Annotated in this window: 14 protein-coding genes; 8 read left to right on the forward strand and 6 right to left on the reverse strand. The window is 72.3% G+C overall.

All coding sequences use genetic code 11. The features are described from left to right. Positions 1–99: 99 nt before the first annotated feature. Positions 100–798, reverse strand: a complete 699-nt coding sequence (locus tag B082_RS0105610) for a ScbR family autoregulator-binding transcription factor (protein WP_026249455.1) — start codon at positions 796–798, stop codon at positions 100–102. A 551-nt stretch (positions 799–1,349) separates the two neighbouring features. Between B082_RS0105610 and B082_RS0105615 the strand changes: the two genes are divergently transcribed. Beyond that, positions 1,350–2,030, forward strand: coding sequence for an HAD family hydrolase (locus tag B082_RS0105615; protein WP_026249456.1), 681 nt, complete (start codon positions 1,350–1,352; stop codon positions 2,028–2,030). A gap of 38 nt (positions 2,031–2,068) precedes the next feature. On the opposite strand, the gene dhaL is transcribed toward B082_RS0105615, so the two are convergent. The 3 genes from dhaL to B082_RS0105630 all read right to left on the reverse strand — a co-directional run bounded on the left by dhaL (position 2,069) and on the right by B082_RS0105630 (position 4,948). Further along, a complete protein-coding gene (gene dhaL, locus B082_RS0105620; protein ID WP_018550826.1) occupies positions 2,069–2,731 on the reverse strand; it encodes a dihydroxyacetone kinase subunit DhaL in 663 nt (220 codons plus the stop codon). A 55-nt stretch (positions 2,732–2,786) separates the two neighbouring features. Next, on the reverse strand, positions 2,787–3,785 hold the full coding sequence (locus B082_RS0105625; protein ID WP_018550827.1) for a dihydroxyacetone kinase subunit DhaK: 999 nt from the start codon (positions 3,783–3,785) through the stop codon (positions 2,787–2,789). A gap of 218 nt (positions 3,786–4,003) precedes the next feature. Then, the gene (locus tag B082_RS0105630) at positions 4,004–4,948 is read right to left on the reverse strand and encodes an aldo/keto reductase (protein ID WP_018550828.1); all 945 of its coding nucleotides are present in this window, start codon (positions 4,946–4,948) and stop codon (positions 4,004–4,006) included. 369 nt (positions 4,949–5,317) lie between these two features. Here B082_RS0105630 and B082_RS0105635 point away from each other — a divergent pair, with 369 nt between their 5' ends. The 4 genes from B082_RS0105635 to B082_RS0105650 all read left to right on the forward strand — a co-directional run bounded on the left by B082_RS0105635 (position 5,318) and on the right by B082_RS0105650 (position 9,789). Beyond that, complete coding sequence (locus B082_RS0105635; protein ID WP_026249458.1) at positions 5,318–5,680, forward strand: ArsR/SmtB family transcription factor; 363 nt, start codon at positions 5,318–5,320, stop codon at positions 5,678–5,680. Between the two features lie 7 nt (positions 5,681–5,687). Continuing rightward, positions 5,688–8,258 (forward strand): magnesium-translocating P-type ATPase, encoded by a 2,571-nt coding sequence (gene mgtA / locus B082_RS0105640; RefSeq protein ID WP_234018117.1) that lies wholly within the window; start codon positions 5,688–5,690, stop codon positions 8,256–8,258. A gap of 97 nt (positions 8,259–8,355) precedes the next feature. Further along, positions 8,356–8,550 (forward strand): Sec-independent protein translocase subunit TatA, encoded by a 195-nt coding sequence (tatA, locus tag B082_RS0105645; RefSeq protein WP_018550831.1) that lies wholly within the window; start codon positions 8,356–8,358, stop codon positions 8,548–8,550. A 168-nt stretch (positions 8,551–8,718) separates the two neighbouring features. Further along, on the forward strand, positions 8,719–9,789 hold the full coding sequence (locus B082_RS0105650; RefSeq protein WP_026249460.1) for a glycoside hydrolase family 43 protein: 1,071 nt from the start codon (positions 8,719–8,721) through the stop codon (positions 9,787–9,789). 76 nt (positions 9,790–9,865) lie between these two features. On the opposite strand, the gene B082_RS0105655 is transcribed toward B082_RS0105650, so the two are convergent. Further along, complete coding sequence (locus B082_RS0105655) at positions 9,866–10,360, reverse strand: NUDIX hydrolase (RefSeq protein ID WP_018550833.1); 495 nt, start codon at positions 10,358–10,360, stop codon at positions 9,866–9,868. 129 nt (positions 10,361–10,489) lie between these two features. Here B082_RS0105655 and B082_RS0105660 point away from each other — a divergent pair, with 129 nt between their 5' ends. Continuing rightward, entirely contained in the window at positions 10,490–11,590 is a 1,101-nt protein-coding gene (locus B082_RS0105660) for a DUF5954 family protein (RefSeq protein WP_026249461.1), read from the forward strand. 60 nt (positions 11,591–11,650) lie between these two features. Here the strand turns inward: B082_RS0105660 and B082_RS0105665 are convergent, their stop codons facing one another. Continuing rightward, complete coding sequence (locus tag B082_RS0105665) at positions 11,651–14,542, reverse strand: AfsR/SARP family transcriptional regulator (protein ID WP_018550835.1); 2,892 nt, start codon at positions 14,540–14,542, stop codon at positions 11,651–11,653. A gap of 516 nt (positions 14,543–15,058) precedes the next feature. Between B082_RS0105665 and B082_RS35650 the strand changes: the two genes are divergently transcribed. Together B082_RS35650 and B082_RS0105675 are read left to right on the forward strand one after the other, a co-directional pair. Continuing rightward, complete coding sequence (locus B082_RS35650; RefSeq protein WP_018550836.1) at positions 15,059–15,913, forward strand: ParB/RepB/Spo0J family partition protein; 855 nt, start codon at positions 15,059–15,061, stop codon at positions 15,911–15,913. Positions 15,914–16,169: 256 nt separating this feature from the next. Then, on the forward strand, positions 16,170–17,435 hold the full coding sequence (locus B082_RS0105675; RefSeq protein ID WP_018550837.1) for an MFS transporter: 1,266 nt from the start codon (positions 16,170–16,172) through the stop codon (positions 17,433–17,435). Positions 17,436–17,437: the final 2 nt, after the last annotated feature.

A 17,437-nucleotide genomic window follows, 5' to 3' on the forward strand; every position in this document is an offset into this window, starting at 1 on the left:
ATGGCGGTCCGGGGTGCGGGGCCGGACGCCGTACGGCAGGGTCCGGGGGCCGGCGCGGCTGCCGGTTCCGCTCTGCGGGCCGGCCCGGTGGCGGGTGGTTCAGGTGGCCGCTGCCGCGGCCGATTCCGGCGAGGGGGCCGCCGCCCTGCTCCGGTCCCGGGCGCTCGTCCGCGCGGGAATCCGGGCCCGTGCCCGGGTGAGCAGGGCCGCCGGGTCGGGATGCGCCTGCAAGGACGCGAGGACCAACTGCCACCACTGATCGAGCCGTTCGCGCCAGTCCCACCTGCCCGGCATCTCATCGGTCAGGGTGCAGTGTCCGTAGAACCCGCATACGAGCGTCACGGCTGCCGCCGACGGCTCGATGCCCTCGGCGAGTTCGCCTCGCGTACGGGCCTGGGCGAGGAGCCGGGTGGCGGCGAGGGCCCAGGCGCCGAAGGGTGTGGGCACCGGGGCCTCGATGGCGCGGCGCTCGGCCCACAACCGCGCGCCGGCCCGCGCCAGGACGTCCTCGCTGAGCGACTGCGCGACACCGAAGCTGAGGGCGACCAGCTTCTCCAGAGGAGGGACGCCCGGTGCGGCGTAGGCGGCGACGAGCTGCGGCCAGGTGGCGAACTGCTCCCTGACCACGGCGAGCGCGAGTTTTTCCTTGCTGGAGTAGTGGAAATAAATCGCTCCACTCGTCTTTCCCGAGTGATCACTTATGTCATTGACACTCGTTCCCGTATATCCGCGTTCGACAAATAGATGTGCCGCTGATTCCAGCAAAAGTTTGCGAGTTGCGCGCGCCCTGTCCTGCACCTGTTCCACCTTCGCTCAAACGTGCTAGCGCTGCGACGCGAAAGTTCATTCCACTCCTCCGCTGAGGGTGTAGTCGCATCGCGCGAAGATCCTATTATTCCTTGCGTGGTGCGCGTACGGGCGGCTCCGCACAATCTGACGCTATGTCGGAAGAAACGTTTCGGAAGGTGTGCTGAATCCGCCCCCGATCGAAGCGGAGACGAGCCCGAAAGCGCACTCCACCAGGTGCGTTGTTCATATGGCGGTCGTCGGCGCGCTCCCCTTCGCGGGTCTCTGCGGAGTGCGGCCGGCCGCGGCCGGGACTTTTCAATGCACTCGAATTGGTGATTGCGGAAAATGAAGTCGCCAAATTAACGTAACGACCATGATGTTTCGGACCGGCCGTTTCCACAGGCCTATGTCCGGCATGGCGTGATCAGCGGATCGAGCTGATCGCAGTAGCCGCAGGGCAGCGCCTGCATCCGATTCCCACCCCTCACGCGTGCCCGCTGGGCACCCGTCTGCGCCCCCGTCCCGAACCGGTCGGCGCAGCCTCCGAGAACGGCAGTTACATGACAGCTGATCAAATCCTTTCCTGGTCCCCGTCGGCCATCGTCTTCGACTGCGACGGAACCCTGATGGACACCGAACGACACTGGCAGGAGGCCCGGAACATCACCTTCCGGATCTTCGGGCTCAACCCGCCCCCCGGCTTCGCCGACCGCGCGAAGGGCGTGCACTACACCGAGTGCGGCGCGCTCATGGCGCAGGAGACCGGGAAACCGGACCTGGTGGACGACCTCGCCGGCACGCTGCTGAACACCTTCACCGCTCTGGTCGACCAGGACCCGGTGACCATGCCGGGCGCCGCCGCCCTGGTCCGGCTGGCCGCTCGCCACCGCCCGCTCGCGGTGGCGAGCAACTGCCCCCGCTCCATGGTGGAGTCGTGCCTCGCCCGCGCGGGGCTCCTCAGCTGCTTCCAGCACGTGGTGGTCCCGGGCGACGACGTACGGCCGAAACCGGAGCCGGACGTCTACAGAGCGGCCGCCCGCCTCTGCGGCGTGCCGCCGCAGGAGGCGCTGGCCGTGGAGGACTCGCTGACCGGCATGGAGTCGGCCCGCCGGGCGGGCCTGCGCGTGATCGGCATCGGAACGCGCCCGCCGGGCCCGGACGCCGAGCTGGCGGACCTCTGGGTCGCGAGCCTCGCCGACTCCGAACTGCTCACATGGGCCCGCAGCCGGCTCGGCGAATAGGCCCGGTCCGGCCCGGAACCGTCGGACAGGGCGCCCGGTCAGCCGTCGGTGAGGTGGGGTGCCAGAGACCGCACCGTCCCGGCGGCGGAGGCGAAGAACAGGGCCACGCCCACCGCCCCGGGATCCGGAACACCGGTCGCGCGCTCACCCAGATAGCTCGCCCGCCCCATGCGCGCCGCCTGTGACGCCGTCTCCCGCACGCCCAGCCACGCCCCGTCGGCAGCCGCCGCCAGAGCACTGGCGGGCGGTGCGTCCTGCGCCGTCCGCAGTGCGGCGGCGGCCGGGGCCAAGGCGTCGACCAGCGTCTTGTCCCCGGGCGCGGCGTCACCCACCCGGCGGATGGCGGCCAGACCCTGGGCGGCGCCGGTGGCGAGCGCGTCGGCCGTCAGTCCGGGCCCGGCACCGGCCGCCCGGCTCAACGCCTGGAACAGCAGGCCGAACAGAGGGCCGCTGGTTCCGCCCACCTCGTCGAGAAAGGCAGTGGCCATGGCGCCGAGATACTCCGCCGGACCGGCCGAATCCGCGGCCCGGTCGAGCAGCAGGCCGGCGGCCCCCACCCCGGCGGCGAGGTTGGCACCGAAGTCGCCGTCGCCCGCCTGCTGGTCGAGAGCGGTCAGTTCGGCCTCGGTGGCGTACACCGAGGCGGCGAAGCGCTCCGCCCATTCACGGGTCTGCGCGCCGTCGAGAGCGTTGCTCGTCATGGGCCCTCCTCGTGCTTCCGGTTCCGGGATGCCGGGAGCCCGGCCGGCCTGCCGCTCACCACCGCAGAGCCGGGGTATGGACCGGCGCATCGTAGAAATTCAGCGTGGCCTCGTCGGCGGCCATGAGAGTGAGGGAGAAACCCCGCATGTCCAGTGCCGTCACATAGTCACCGACCAGCTGCCGGGCGAGCCGCACCCCCCGGTCGTCCAGCACCCGGCCCAGCTCCCCGAAGATGCCGTACAACTCCAGGACGGTGACCGAACCGAGCCCGTTGACGAGGGCCACGACGCACTCCTCGGGGCCCGGCCGCACCGCGTCCAGCAGAGCGCCCGTCATCTCCTCCACCAGGTCGCCCACCTGACCCTGGTCCCGGGTCCGGGCGGCGCGCTCCCCGTGGATGCCCACCCCGTACTCCAGCTCACCGGCCGGCAGCACGAACGCGGGTTCCCCGGTGGCCGGGGAGTGATGGGCGGCCGAGGCTGCGGCAAGGGTGCGGCACCGTCCCGCCAGGGCGGTGCCGAGCTCCGCCAGCCGCTCGTGTCCCATGCCGGTGTCCGCGGCCGCGCCCAGCACCTTCTCCAGCAGCACCGTCGCACCCGTACCGCGGCGCCCGGCCGCGATGTTCTCGGACTCGGTGGCGAGGTCGTCGTCGACCAGAACCCGCGAACAGGTGATTCCCGCGTCGGCGAGACGTTCGGCCGCGATGCCGAAATTGATCCGGTCACCCGTGTAGTTCTTGACGATGTGCAGCACACCCTCCGGCCCCGCCACCGCGAGCGAGGCACGGAAGATCTGCCGGTTGTGCGGAGAGGCGAAGATCCGCCCGGGGCAGGCGGCGTCCAGCATGCCCGCTCCGACGTATCCGGCATGCAGCGGTTCGTGCCCGGACCCCCCGCCCGACAGCAGGCCCACCCGCCGTCCGGGCGACGTGTGCCGGGCGGTGACATATCCGTTGGCGGGGTCGTAACGGACGAGATCCGCGTGTGCGCGGGCGAAGCCGGACAGCGCGTCGGAGACGAGGTCACCGGTGCCGTTCTCGAAGTACCTGGCCATATGCCGCACCCATCCCGTCCCTGGCGGTGAGGCCGGACGAGCCGGACCCGGACGATACGTCCATGGTGCGGGTAACGGTCCGCATGCGGCAACTCGCGCTACGTGTGCTGCGCCGGCGAATTCGTCACGACCGGTGCTCGCGGTTCTCGGGGTGCGCAGGGTGGAGGGCGGGCGAAGGCGAAGACGGTATGGCGGGCCGGTGCCGACCGCGTGCGCCGCTACCGCGCCGCGGCGAAGCGCGCCATGTGCCCGTCATCGAGCCGCACACGGTGGGCGGCAAGTGCTTCCTCGACGTGTTCCACCCGGCTCGCGCCAACGATGGGATCGATTCCCTGGTGCATCAGCCACGCGAGGACCACATGGTTCCGTGTGGCCGACAGCTCGCCTGCGATGTCGTCCAGGACCGTGAGCACCCGAGCGGTCCCGGGGTGATCGTAGGTGGAGGGAAGCGGCTTGTCGGCGCGCACGTACGAACCCCACATCAGGGAGCTGTACGACCACACCGCGAGCCCCTCCGACCGCGCGAGGTCCAGATCCTCGGCGGTGAGCAGCCGGTGGCCGCCCTCCGCGAGAGGGGTGAGCGGGCGGGGCTGAACGAGTGAGTGACGCAGTTGCAGGGCCGTCCACGGCTCCACACCCCGCTCCCGCGCCAGCGACCGGCCGCGTTCGACCCGCCACGCGGCGTGGTTCGCCGCCCCGACCCGTACGGCCACGCCCTTCGCGGCCAACTCCCCGAAGGCGCCGACCGTTTCCTCCAGCGGAACACCACGGTCCTCCGCGTGCGCCCAGAGCAGATCGACGTGATCGACTCCCAGACGGCTCAGGCTTCCCTCCACACCCGAGTGAACGGCGCGCGCCGAGAGGCCTTCGGCGCTCTGCGGCGCGTGCGGGACGAGCGGGTTGTGCCGGACCTTCGTCGCGATCCGCACCGTGTCGCGCACACCGGGGCGGGCCCGGAGCCACGCGCCGATCACCCGCTCGCCGGCGCCGCCGACACCGCCGGGGTCGTTCCAGAAGGAGTAGCAGTTGGCGGTGTCGAGCCACACACCCCCACCCGCGACGAAGGAGTCGAGGACCGCGAAGGCCCGGTCGGGGGCGACGCGCGTGCCGAAATCCATGGTTCCCAGGACGACCTGGGGGCCGGTGATATCCATGCCCGTCATGGTGGGACGTGAAGTGCACTCCAGGTCAAGCGCTCCCGCGACAGGGGAGCCACGAGTGAGGCGACGCGGGACGATCCGCCGGGATCCGCTGTCCGACCGCGCGAAGAGGGCCGGCCGGAAGAGGCGCGGAAGACACCGGTCACCCTCGCGGCCGGCCATCCCCACGATTCCGCCCGTACCGGCCGGCCGTCGAGCACTGCGCCCAGGACCTCGACCGGACGGTGTGAACCGGAGCAGGCCGGGGCGGTCCGCTCCCGTGGCGGCCTCTCCCGGGCGCGTTCCGGGGCCGGGCCCCGCGCCTAGACTGGGCCGGTACCAGGGACGACCCGGCTGCCTGCCGGCGGTTGACAGGGGACAGGGGAGCTGGCTGTGACGGCACGGGCCGTAGGGGCGGATCGTTACGAGGAACCGTCCGGTGAGGTGCTCGGCCGCGCGGCCGAAGCCTTCGGCCTGCTCGCCGCTCCCGCGCGCCTGCACATCGTGTGGATCCTCGCTCAGGGGGAGTGCGATGTCAGCGGCCTGGCCGAACGCGTCGGCGGTGCGCTGCCGGCCGTCAGCCAGCATCTGACGAAGCTCAAGCTCGCGGGGTTGGTGGGATCCCGCCGGGAAGGGCGCCGACAGGTGTACTACGCCGATGACCCGCGTGTCGTGGCCGTCGTACGCCTGATGATCGGACAGCTCACCGAGCAGGAGGACGCGCCGCCGCGCCGGCTGCACGGGGCCGGTGCCTGATCGCGTCGTGGCCCGACCGGCGGGCCCTTTGCCCCCGCCCGGCCCGGTCGACCACGGGCTGACGCCGCTCCAGGTGCTGCGGACGCTGCACACCTCGCCGCGGGGCCTGACCGAGGACGACGCGGCGGTCCGTCTCGGACTGCACGGCCCCAACACACTGCCGGCGTCCCGGGCCACGCGGTGGCCCGTACGACTGGCGCGCGCCGCGCGTGACCCGTTCACAGGCGTACTGCTGGTCCTCGGCCTGGTCTCCGCCACCGTCGCTTCCTGGGGCACGGCCACCGTGATCGTCACGCTCGTCGCGGTCAGCTGCGCACTGCGCGCGCACGGAGAGCACCGCGCCGAACGGGCCATGGCCCGCCTCCGCGACCTGGTCGCCACGACGGTGAGCGTGCAGCGCAGGTCAGGACCGGAGTCCCGGCCCCGCGTACGCGAAGTACCCGCCGGCGACGTCGTACCCGGCGACGTCGTCCGGCTGGGCCCCGGCGACCTGGTCCCCGCCGACGTACGCCTGCTGCGCGCGCATCACCTGGCCGTCGACCAGTCGGCGCTGACCGGCGAATCGGCGCCCGTGCCCAAGGAGGCCCACGACCCGCCGGACGGCAACGACATGTCCTTCGCCCGCGAGGACCTCTGCTTCCAGGGCAGTACGGTCATCACCGGCAGCGCCGTGGGCGTCGTCGTCGCCACCGGGGCACACACCCGGTTCGCCACCGCGCACCTCCCGGCGGGCCCGCGCCCGCCGAGCGCCTTCGACCGCTCGGTGCACGGCATCGCCTGGGTGCTGATCCGCTTCATGCTCCTCACCCCACCACTGGTCCTCATGGCGAACGCGGCGCTGCGCGGCCGGGGCCTGGAGACGCTGCCGTTCGCGGTGGCGGTCGCGGTGGGGCTGACGCCGGAGATGCTTCCCGTGGTTGTCACCACCTGCCTGACCCGGGGCGCCGCCCTGCTGGCACGGACCCGTGAGGTGATCGTCCGCAGACCGCAGGCCCTGCACAACCTCGGCGCCATGGACGTGCTCTGCCTGGACAAGACAGGCACCCTCACACAGGACCGGCCCCAGGTCCTCGACGCCGTCGACGCCGAGGGCAGCCCGGCCCCCGACGTGCTGGCCTGGGCGACGGTCAACGCGTGGTGGACCCTGCAACTCGCCGACCTGCCCACGCCCGACGCGCTCGACGCCGCCCTCCTGGACACCGGCGACCCGGACGACGCCCTGGCGTACGAACCGGTGGCCGCCCTTCCCTTCGACTCCACGCGCCGGCTCTCCACGGCCGTCGTCCACGCCCCCGACGCCCTCGGGCGCCACATCCTGGTCGCCAAGGGCGCGGTGGAATCCGTACTCGAACGGTGCGCGCTCGGCGAGGCGGAGCGGGCGAAGCTCCTCGGAGACGCCGCACGGCTGGCGGCCACGGGCGTACGCCTCCTGGCCGTCGCCACCGCGGAGCGGGAGGCGCGCCACCGCCCCTACCGCCCTGCCGACGAGAGGGGCCTGGCGTTCCGGGGGTTCGTCACCTTCCGCGACGCCCTCGCGCCCAGTGCCGCCGAGGCCCTCGCCCGCTTCGCCGGCCACGGGGTCGCCGTCAGGATCCTCACCGGGGACCACCCCGCGACGACCGCGCGCGCCTGTCGCGACCTGGGTCTGGAGCCGGGCGATGTGGCCGACGCGCGAAGCCTCGACGCGCTCGACGACGGAGGGCTGGCCGACCTCGCCGACCACACCACGGTCTTCGCGCGCTGCGGGCCCGAGGACAAGGCACGGGTGGTGGCCGCACTGCGCGAGCGCGGCCACACGGTCGGCTTCCTCGGCGACGGCGTCAACGATCTGCCCGCGCTGCACGCCGCCGACGTCGGGATCTGCCCGGTCAGCGGTGTGGGCGTGGCGAGGGAGAGCGCGGACGTCGTTCTCGCGGACAAGAACCTCACGGCCATCGACGACGCGATCACGACGGGCCGTCACGCGGGCGGCAACATCGCCTCGTACCTGCGCATCACCCTCTCGTCCAACCTGGGCAACGTGATCGCGATGCTCACCGCGGGCGTGCTCCTGCCGTTCCTGCCCATGCTTCCCGCGCAGGTCCTCGTGCAGAACCTCTGCTTCGACGCGGCTCAGCTCGCCCTCGCGCACGACCGCCCGGCACCGGGCCTCCTGGCACGCCCCGTCGTCCTGCGCCCCGCGCCGTTCCTCCGTACGATCACCGGCTTCGGCCTGCTCGGCGCCGGGGCCGACCTGGCGACCTTCGCGACGCTGGCCGCGACCGCGTCCGCCGCGCACGACCAGGGCGCCTTCCACTCGGGCTGGTTCACCGAGAACCTGCTCACCCAGGCGCTGGTGATGCTCCTGCTGCGCACCGGATCCCGCCCCGCGCCCCGGCCCCTGCGCGTCGCCGCGGCGGCACTGGCGGCCGTGGGCGTCACGTTGCCGCTCACCGCCCTGGGAGCACGGTTCGGCCTGGAGCCGCTGCCGATGTCCTACTACCTGCTGCTCACGGCCGTCCTGACCGGCTACGCGGCGGCCCTCGCCTTCCTGACGCGACGAGGGCGCGCGGGCAGGTCCCCCGTGCACGCCGACTGACCAGGCTTGTACAGTTGCGCAAGGCAGCAACCGATGTCGGTGTGCGGGCGTCCCGGACGCACTCCACTGGCGACAACGACAACGGAAATGGGGTGGCGTGTTGCTCCGCAACGGCCTGGAACCGTGGCACCTGCTCATCGTGGCGCTCGTGGTCATCATGGTGTTCGGCTCGAAGAAGCTTCCCGATATGGCGCGCTCGCTGGGCAAGTCCGCCCGCATCCTCAAGAGTGAGGCCAAGGCGATGAAGGCCGACGCGGGGGCCGATCCCGCCGCGTCGTCGGAGCACTCGTGACCCCGTGACCCGGCCCCGCGGAGCCGCCTCGGACGGGGGGCGGCTCCGCGGGGCCTCGTCACCCACTCCGCGTTGACATGAGCACTACAATCCACCATGCTGCTGTGCGTACGTTCTTACATCGATGTAATCGAGCCGAAGCGGAGACGAACCGATGGACCGCCGATGATGAAGCTCGCCCACCGCGTTTCCGGCCTCACCGCCTTCGCGCTGTCAGGTCTCCTGGCCGTGGCACTGTCCTTGTTCTCCGCCGGGCCCGCGCAGGCGGGCCAGACCACGCACCGCGCGGCGGATCCCAGCGTGCTGCGCGTGGGATCGACCTACATCTCGGTGGAGTCCTCCGGCGGCGGTGTCGCGGTGCGCCAGGCGTCGTCGACCGCGGGCCTGGCCGACGCGCCCGCCCGGCAGGTGTGGTCGGACACCCAGGACCGCGGTGAGGTCTGGGCCCCGGAGATCGTGCGGGACGGGGGCCGCTACTACATCTACTTCTCCGCGGGCCGCGCGGCGGCACACCGGATGTACGTCATCAGCTCGGCCGGCCCCGACAGCGGCTACACGGCGGAGACGAAGCTGGCCCTGCCCGACGACAAGTGGGCCATCGACGGCACGATGTTCACCTTCGGCGGCACCCGCTGGTTCGTCTGGTCCGGCTGGGCGGGCGACACCAACGTCGAGCAGAACCTCTACATCTCCCGGATGAGCTCCCCGACGACCCCGACCGGCGGGCGGTACGTGATCTCGCAGCCGCGCGAGAGCTGGGAGCGGGTCGTCGGCAACCCGTTCATCAATGAGGCCCCGGAAGCGATCATGGATCCGAACGGGCAGCTGCACATCGTCTATTCGGCCAACGGGAGCTGGAGCGACCAGTACTGCCTGGCCGAGCTGAGGCTGCGGGCAGGCGGAGACCCGACGTACGTGTGGGACTGGTACAAGTCGAACGGCTGCCTGTTCGGTTCCAACCGGGCCACGATGATGCAGGGCTGGGACCCGACCCTGTACGTCAACGGCCCCGGCCACCACACATTCGTCCTGCTCGACGGCGACATAGCCACCAGCCCACCCGCCGGCCCCACGTTTCCGCTGATGTTCCACGCGGTCCCGAAGGGAACGCCGTACTCCTGGGCGAACCGGTACTGGTACACCGGCTCGTTCTGCTGGTGGGGCAACACCACCTACAGCCGGGCCAACGTCCCCGGCCCGAACACCGACATCGGCTGGAGCCTGAAGTTCTTCGAGTAGGCGGCACCCCGCAGCCCTGCGGCGGGCCGGTCGCTCACGAGCCCTGACCGCTTCCCGGCACACCCCGGCGGCCCGCTCACAGGCCCAGCAGCACCGGTTCGGCCGGGACGCCGAAGGCGGTCAACGCCCGCAGAGGGCTTGCGAGATCGCGAGGGGAGAAGAGGTCGGATCCGGTGTAGGAAGCGATGTCACGCGGGTGCCACCACTTCAGGCCGCTGATGTGCTCGGCGGCGAGCCGCTCGTCGGACAAGGTCCCGCGCGCGGTGAACGAAGCGGTGCGCACCAGGAAGTAGTCGTTGACGACGCCGTCGTAGCCCGCGGCATGTCCACGGGCTACGACCTCCTGGTGCCACACGTGCGGCGGATCGGTCCCGACCGGCAGGCCGACCTCCTCCAGCAGTTCACGGCGGAGCGCGTCAAGAGGCGTCTCGCCCGGCTCGATTCCTCCGCCGGGCGCCGCCCACACCACCGTGCCCGCCGGTTCCGGAATCGTGAACCGGCACAGGAGTACGCGGTCGTCCTCGTCGAGGACGACCGCCCGGACCGAATGACGCAGGCGCACGGACGACATCCGGACACGTTAGCCGCCCGCGGCCGGGCCGTAGGCATACGGCGTCACAACCTCCCGCGCACCGCCCGAAGGGGTGGACGATCCGGTAAAGGCTTTATGCGCGGCGTTGGCTGGATCCAGGATGGGTGCATGAGCGAAGAAAGCGCAGTACCGGTCGGGCGGCCAGTAGTGGTGCGGGTGCCGGTGGAGCCGGTCGAGTCCGCAGTGGAGGCCGACGCCCTCGACGCGGCGGTCCGCAGCCGCGGAATCGCCGTGCGGGGGCCGTTGTTCGGCGTGGCCACGCAGACCGGGGGCGAGCGGTGGCGGGTGGTGGTCCCGGTCACCCACGGCTGCCCGCAGCAGGCGCGTGACGAACTGAACTCCGCGCTGTGGTTCCGGGCCAAGGACGCCGCGGAGGACCGGGCCGAACGGCGGGCACTGCTGGCGGCGGTCGCACGGCTGGAGACCGAGAGCCTCAGCGAGCTCACCGTGCTCGACACCCGCTACCGGGTGGTGCGCGCCGACGAGTACGCGGACCTGGACAAGGAGGGTGGCCTGGAGACACCCCGGCCCACCGACCCCGAGCCCCTCGACCCCGACTGGAGCCGTGGCGCCGGTCGCGCACGGGTCGACGAGGGCCTGGTCCTGAACCCGGACGCGCCGCTCTCTCCCATGCAGGCCAGTGAACGGCTGGCCATGCGCTCCCTGGCCTACTCCGGGGCCCGATTCCCCCGCGCCGTACTGCGCGACTCCGCACGCGCCCTGGAAACGCACCCCGACATCCTCTTCCTGCCGACCGCGTTCGCGATCGTGGAGCGCTCCGGCAAGGGCGGCGGGTGGACCGTCGGCAGCGGCCTGCACGCCAGCCCCCACGACGCGCGACGGTCCCTGGACTTCTCCCTGACCTGGCTGGGGCCCCGCGAGCGCGGCCTGATCGCGCTCGACGCCCCGGGCGATGCCGACGCGCGCGGCGTCCTCGCGCAGGGGGGCGGCGCCCATGACGCGGAACTGACCGAGCTCGTCCGGACCTCGGACGAACTCCGGGCGGGCCGGCTCAACCAGGTCGAGGCCCACGGCACCACCTTCCGGATCGCCCGGACCCGCCGCCTGGTGCGCTGGGGCCCCGACGGGCCGGAGGGCCCGCGCCCGTCCGACGTCAGCATGACGACCCCCATCGCCATGCACCCGCGCCTCGACGAGGACGGCGTCGTGCACTTCGACGAGTCCACGCAGGAGGATGCCGCCTCATGACCGTATGACCGTGGGGAGAGGCGCGGGTGCGCGCCCCACCGGGCGACGGCGGCGGACGTGTCAGTTACCCCGGTCGGCCGGGGCGTGGTCCAGGCGGGCCAGCCGGTCGTGGGCGTCCCGTGCGGTCGCGTCGCCGAGCTCGTCCAGAATGACGGCCGCCTCGCGCCAGGCCTCCCGCGCGGCGGCGGGGTTCTCCGTGGCCAGCAGGGTGTCCCCGAGCCTCAGCAGTGTCTCGGCCTCGTGGTAGCGGTCGGCAGTGACACGGAACAGGCCGATGGCCTCCTCGTAACGCCGGACGGCCTCCCCGTGCCGGCCCAACCGGTCGAGGGCGTAGCCGATGCTGTCAAGGGTGGCGGCCCGGCCGTTGTCGTCCGTGCCGGGAGGCTGGTGCGTCAGCGCCTCGGAGCAGCGGGCGAGGGCCGGCCCGTAGTCGCCGGCGGTGGCGTGCACCCAGCCGATCGCGTTGAGGGTGCGGGCCTCGCCGGACCGGTTGCCGCCCCGCCTGTGCAGCGGCAGCGCCTCGTCGCCGTAGGCGATCGCCTGGTCCAGGAGCCCCTGGACGTAGCAGACCTCCATGAGGTTGTGCAGGGTCTGCGCCTGGCCGGCCGGGTCGTCCAGCTCCCGGTGGAAGGCGAGCGCCCGGGTCAGCAGCTCCTCGGCCGAGACCAGGTCGCCGAGGCGGGTGTACGCGCGGGCGAGCAACCGGTGCGTGACGGCCCGGCCGGTCAGGTCACCGGTACGATCCGCGGCGGCCAGGGCCAGTTGCTGGACCTCCTTCTGACGCTGCCACAGACCGCGCGGTGCGAGGAAGGTGGTCAGGGCCCAGGCCAGTTGCCAGGCGTAGGCCTCGAAGCCGGAGTCCATGGCGGCCGCCACCAGACGCGGCAGGACTTCCTGCTCCGCCGTGAACCACGCGGCGGCCGCCTCGGGATCGGCGGGCGGGGCGGCGGTGGGCTCCGCCAGACGCGCGACCGGCGCGAAGGACTGCCACTGCGGCTGGAGCAGGACGCCCGCCGGGTGAGCGACGTGCAGACAGTGGTCGAACAGCCGGTGGAGCGCCGCGGCGCGGTCCTTCGCGTACTCCGGGAGGGCGGCGAGTTCGGCGGCGTAGGCCCGCAGCAGATCGTGAAAGGCGTACCGGCCCGGAGCCTGCTCGGTCAGCAGATGCAGCCGGGTCAGTTCGCGCAGCTTCGGCGCGACGCCGGGCACCGTGGTGCCGGCCAGCGCGGCAGCCGCCGCCACGGTGAGACCGGGCCCGGGGTGCAGCCCGAGCAGACGGAAGAGACGGGCCGCCTGCTCACTGAGCGCCAGGTACGACCACGAGAAGACCTGACGGGCCTCCCCCTCGTCGAGAGCGTCCAGCGGCCCGGAGGCCCCGCACAGCTCGTCCGCGAAAGCCTTCAGGGGGAAGCCGGGCTGCTCCGAGATCCGGGCCGCGACAATGGCGAGCGCGAGCGGGAGCCCGCCGGTCGCGCGGACGATCGCGTCGGCGGCGTCCGGATCGGTGCCGAGCCGGTCCACGCCCATCCGGGAGCCCAGCAGGGCGTGCGCCTCGCGCGGGGCAAGCACCCCCAGCACCAGGGGCCGGGCGCCGTTCCTGACCACCAGGCCCGTGAGGCGGTCCCGGCTGGTCACCACCGCCACACACGAACCAGGACCGGGCAGCAGCGGACGTACCTGCTCGGCGTCGCGGCAGTTGTCCAGGACGATCAGCAGGCGCCGGGTGGAGATCAGGCTGCGGAAGAGCGCGGCCCGGCCCTTCAGATCGGGCGGAATCCGGTTCTGCGGAACGTGCAGCGCCTCCAGGAACCCGCGCAGCGCGTCCTCCGGCGGCAGCACGCCGCCGGTGTTGTAACCCCGCAGATCCACGTAGAGCTGACCGTCGGGGAACCGGTCGGCCACCCGGTGCGCCCAGTGCAGGGCGAGCGAGGTCTTGCCCACCCCCGCCATCCCGGACACGGCCGCGATCATCGGCGTGCCCGGGGGAGCCAAGGCCTGGTCGAGCCACCGGTCGAGCCGGGTGACGTCCTGGTCGCGCCCCTGGAAGTCCTGGAGCGCCGAAGGAAGCTGACGGGGCTTCAGGCTGCTGGTCGGATCGGGCGGAGGGGTGTGCGGATCCGGTGGGGCGTCCGGGGCGGTCGCGGCCGGCGTGCCGGTACCGGCGGCGGACGGCTGAGGGCCTCCGCGCGGGCCGGCCAGATGGGGGCGGTGGTGCAGGATGTCGTCGTGCAGCGCGGTCAGCTCGGGCCGCGGGTCCACTCCCGACTGCTGCCGGAGCGACTGCCGGGCCCGGCGGTAGGCGTCCAGGGCCGCGGCGACATTGCCCACGCGATACTGCCCGAGCATCAGCTGCGCCCAGGCGCGCTGGCGCAGCGGATGGCGTTCGAGCAGCGGCCCGATACGCCGTACGGCTTCGGCGGCGGACCCCAGGGCGAGCAGGGTCTCGGCGTGTTCCTCCTCGACGGTGAGCCACAGGTCGGTGATGGGCGCCACGCGTCTGGCGAGCAGCGGGGTGAGCGGCAGCCCGGACAGCGGCTCCGGGCCGGACACCAGGTCGAGCGCCTTCCTGAACTCGGCCCGCGCGGCGGCCGGGCCGGCCGTTGCCAGAGCCTCACGACCGCGCTCCGAAGCGGCTTCGAAGCGGTCCACGTCCCGTTCGAGCGGCCCGACCCTTAACCGGTAGCCACCGGGGGAGTGACCCAGCCGGTCCCCCTCGTCCGGCCCGAAGGCCCGCCGCAGCCCCCGTACGTACGTGCGCAGATTGGCGTGCGCGGAAGGGGGCGGGTCGTCGTGCCACAGAGCCTCCAGAAGGGTGGCGTGCGGCACCGTCTGGTTGCTGTGGAGCAGGAGGGCGACGAGCAGCAGCCGGGCCTTCCCCGGACCCGGATCGATGGGCCGCCCCGCAGCGCTCACCGTGAGCTGTCCGAGGAGTTCGAATTGCACGGGCACCATCCGGGGCGAGACTCGTGTGCTGCCCACCGCCCGTGACACGGACAGGCGGGCAGGGCGGAACACGGCGTTGCTGAGACCGAGTCTCGGCAAGGCCGGAAAACACCTCTGAAAGTGCGCGTGATCATAGTGCACCGAGAGCGGATCTGTCTGCGGTCCCGTCCTGCGGAAAGAGAACCGGCCGCGCCGCGGAGCGGCCTCGGCCGCGCGGCCCCAGCGACCGGTCGCGCGACGGGGCTCCAGGCATGGCCGATGGGCTCAACACCCTTGCCAGCAGGGCGAATACGTGAATGTACGCGCTATGTACGGCATGTGTACGCCGTCGCGGAACGACCCTCGTATCTTCTCTGCGCAACGGTCCCGAACTCCTGGGAGGCAGTTGTGCTCACGACGTCCCGAACCAGCCGCGGCGAACCCGCTGAGCGGACACCCGCAGGCCGGCCGGCAGGGGCCGGCGAGAGCCGGGTCTGGCTGGATGTCGCCGCTCTGCGCGGTGGCCTGTCGCCCAGGGTCAACGGGGTGAACACCGCCTACGTCCGGCAGCTCGCCGAACTGGCACAGGAACTGCCTCCCATCGTCGTGCACCGGGACACCCTGCGGGTGGTGGACGGGACGCACCGGCTGGAGGCCGCCCGCGCGCGGGGCGACCAACGGGTCCGCGTCGTCTTCTTCGACGGGACGGACAGCGAGGCGTTCGTCGCGGCCGTCCGGATGAACAGCGCGCACGGCAGGCCGCTCGCCCCCGCCGACCGGACGGCCGCCGTCGAAAGAATCCTCGCCTCGGAGCCCGAGCGCTCGGACCGGTGGATCGCCACGGTCTGCGGAGTGGCGCCGAGGACCGTCGCGGCGCTGCGCCGCCGTTCAACCGCTGACGGGGCGCGGTTGAACACCCGGATCGGCAAGGACGGGAGACGGCGCCCGGTCTCCGCCGCGGAGGGCCGCAGGACGGCGGCGGCCATCCTGTCGGGCAGCCCGGCGACCAGCCTGCGCGAGGTCGCCCGGCGTGCGGACATCTCGGTCGGCACCGCCCTGGACGTCCGCCGCTCACTGGCCGCGGGCAAGGAGGAGAAGACCCTCGCGCACCGTACGGCCCCTGCCCCCGCCGTGACCGTGCGCGCCACCCTGCCGGCCGGGGAGCCGGACGGAACCAGCGCCCGCAAACGGCTCGAAGCCCTCCAGCGGGACCCGTCGCTCCAGTACACCGAACGAGGCCGCGCCCTGCTCCAGCTGGTCTCCGCGACGCTCGGCTTCCTCGACCAGGCGGGGGAGGTGGCCGACACGGCACCGGCCCACTGCCGGGAGGCCCTGCGGACCGTGGTGCTGGCGTGTGCCGACGGATGGAGGGGACTGGGTGAGCAGCTCGACGCGCGGTGAGGCCCCGTGCGCCGCCGTGCGGGCACCCGGCCGGAACGGTCCGGAATCTGAGACGGATCGGCGGCGAGTCGTCTGTCCGCCACGTCCGGTGTTCGCCGCTGCCGCGCATGGATCAAGGATCACGCCATGGCCATCATCGCTGTGTGGAACGGGACTGAAGGGGTGTGAGCAGTGCGGATGAGATCGCGCATCAACGGTTGGTGGTAGGAGCCTGCGGCCCCACGGGGGACGCGGCACGGTCGTGGACGGAGTTGCGGTGACGGTGACGGCGCAGCGGAACGAGGGCCGAAAGAGCCACGATTTCCGCCTGTTCGTGCTGGGGCAGTGCGCCACCGCGCTGGGCTCCTCCTTCACCGCGTTCGCCCTGCCCCTGCTCCTCTACAGGCAGACCGGATCGCCGGCCGTCATGGGCGCCGGCTTCGCCGTGGGGTTCCTTCCCTACCTTCTGTTCGGACTGCTGGTCGGGGCGCTCGCCGACCGGTACGAACGCCGCCGTCTGATGGCGTTCGCCAATGTGTGCTCCTGCCTGGTGCTGCTGGCAGCGCCGGTGATGACGCTGTTCGGTCCGGTACCGGTCGGTGTCTACCTCGCCATGGGCTTCCTGCTCACCACGTTCCGGATCGTCACCGGCACCGGCACCGTCACGGTCGTCGCCACCCTCGCGGGCAAGGACGACCTGGTCCGCGCCAACGGCCGTCTCCAGGCCGGGACATCGGCCATGGACATGCTGGGGCCGGTCATCGCCGGCACCGCCGTGGCGGTGGTGCCCGCCGTGGACCTGCTGCTGGTCGACGCGACCGCGTTCATCCTGTCGGCCGTGACCCTGCTGCTGATCCGGACGCCGCTCACCCCCGACCGGGAACAGCCCGGCCAGGCGGCCGGAGACCTGCGCGGCCGGATGCGTGAACTCGGCGGAGAGATCGGCGAAGGACTGCGCTTCGTCCTGGGCCACCGGGTGCTCCGCTCCGTCTCGGCGCTGATGGTGCTGGTGAACTTCGTCTACGCCGGAGCCCCCAGCCAGCTCGTGGTGCTCGCCAAGACCCACCTCGACGCCGGAGACCGGCAACTCGCCTGGCTCTACGCGGCGGGCAGCGCGGGCATCGTCGTGATGTCCCTGTGCGCCGCCCGCATCAGTGAACGCGCCAGGTTCCCCGTGCTCACCCTCGGCTCCCTCTCGGTGGTCGGCCTGTGCACGGCGGCACTCGGCCTGGTACCGCACTACACCGCGGCGCTGTTCGCCTGGGCGGGCGTCGCCGCGTTCAGCGCGCTGTTCAACATCAACGCGCTGTCACTGCGTCAGCGCATCGTCCCCGACCGGCTCCTCGGCCGGGTCACCACCACCTCGATGGTCCTCGCCTGGTGCGCGGTGCCGCTCGGCGGCATGGCGGGTGGCCTGGTCGTCGAAGGCCCCGCCGGAGTCGGCGCGTTCTACACCGGCATGGGGGTCCTCCTGGTGCTGCTCGCGCTGGGATTCGTTTTCTCGCCGCTCGGCTCGGTGAAGAAGGTGTCCGAGATTGTCTGAAG

Origin of the sequence: Streptomyces sp. ATexAB-D23 (genome assembly GCF_000373645.1) — a bacterium.
Lineage (GTDB): Bacteria > Actinomycetota > Actinomycetes > Streptomycetales > Streptomycetaceae > Streptomyces > Streptomyces castrisilvae.

Bases quoted from the DNA above. Each gene is read 5' to 3' on its own strand.
- B082_RS0105615 (WP_026249456.1), top strand. From the start codon at position 1,350: ATGACAGCTGATCAAATCCTTTCCTGGTCCCCGTCGGCCATCGTCTTC.
- dhaL (WP_018550826.1), bottom strand. From the start codon at position 2,731: ATGACGAGCAACGCTCTCGACGGCGCGCAGACCCGTGAATGGGCGGAG.
- B082_RS0105625 (WP_018550827.1), bottom strand. From the start codon at position 3,785: ATGGCCAGGTACTTCGAGAACGGCACCGGTGACCTCGTCTCCGACGCG.
- B082_RS0105630 (WP_018550828.1), bottom strand. From the start codon at position 4,948: ATGACGGGCATGGATATCACCGGCCCCCAGGTCGTCCTGGGAACCATG.
- B082_RS0105650 (WP_026249460.1), top strand. From the start codon at position 8,719: ATGAAGCTCGCCCACCGCGTTTCCGGCCTCACCGCCTTCGCGCTGTCA.
- B082_RS0105655 (WP_018550833.1), bottom strand. From the start codon at position 10,360: ATGTCGTCCGTGCGCCTGCGTCATTCGGTCCGGGCGGTCGTCCTCGAC.
- B082_RS0105660 (WP_026249461.1), top strand. From the start codon at position 10,490: ATGAGCGAAGAAAGCGCAGTACCGGTCGGGCGGCCAGTAGTGGTGCGG.
- B082_RS0105665 (WP_018550835.1), bottom strand. From the start codon at position 14,542: ATGGTGCCCGTGCAATTCGAACTCCTCGGACAGCTCACGGTGAGCGCT.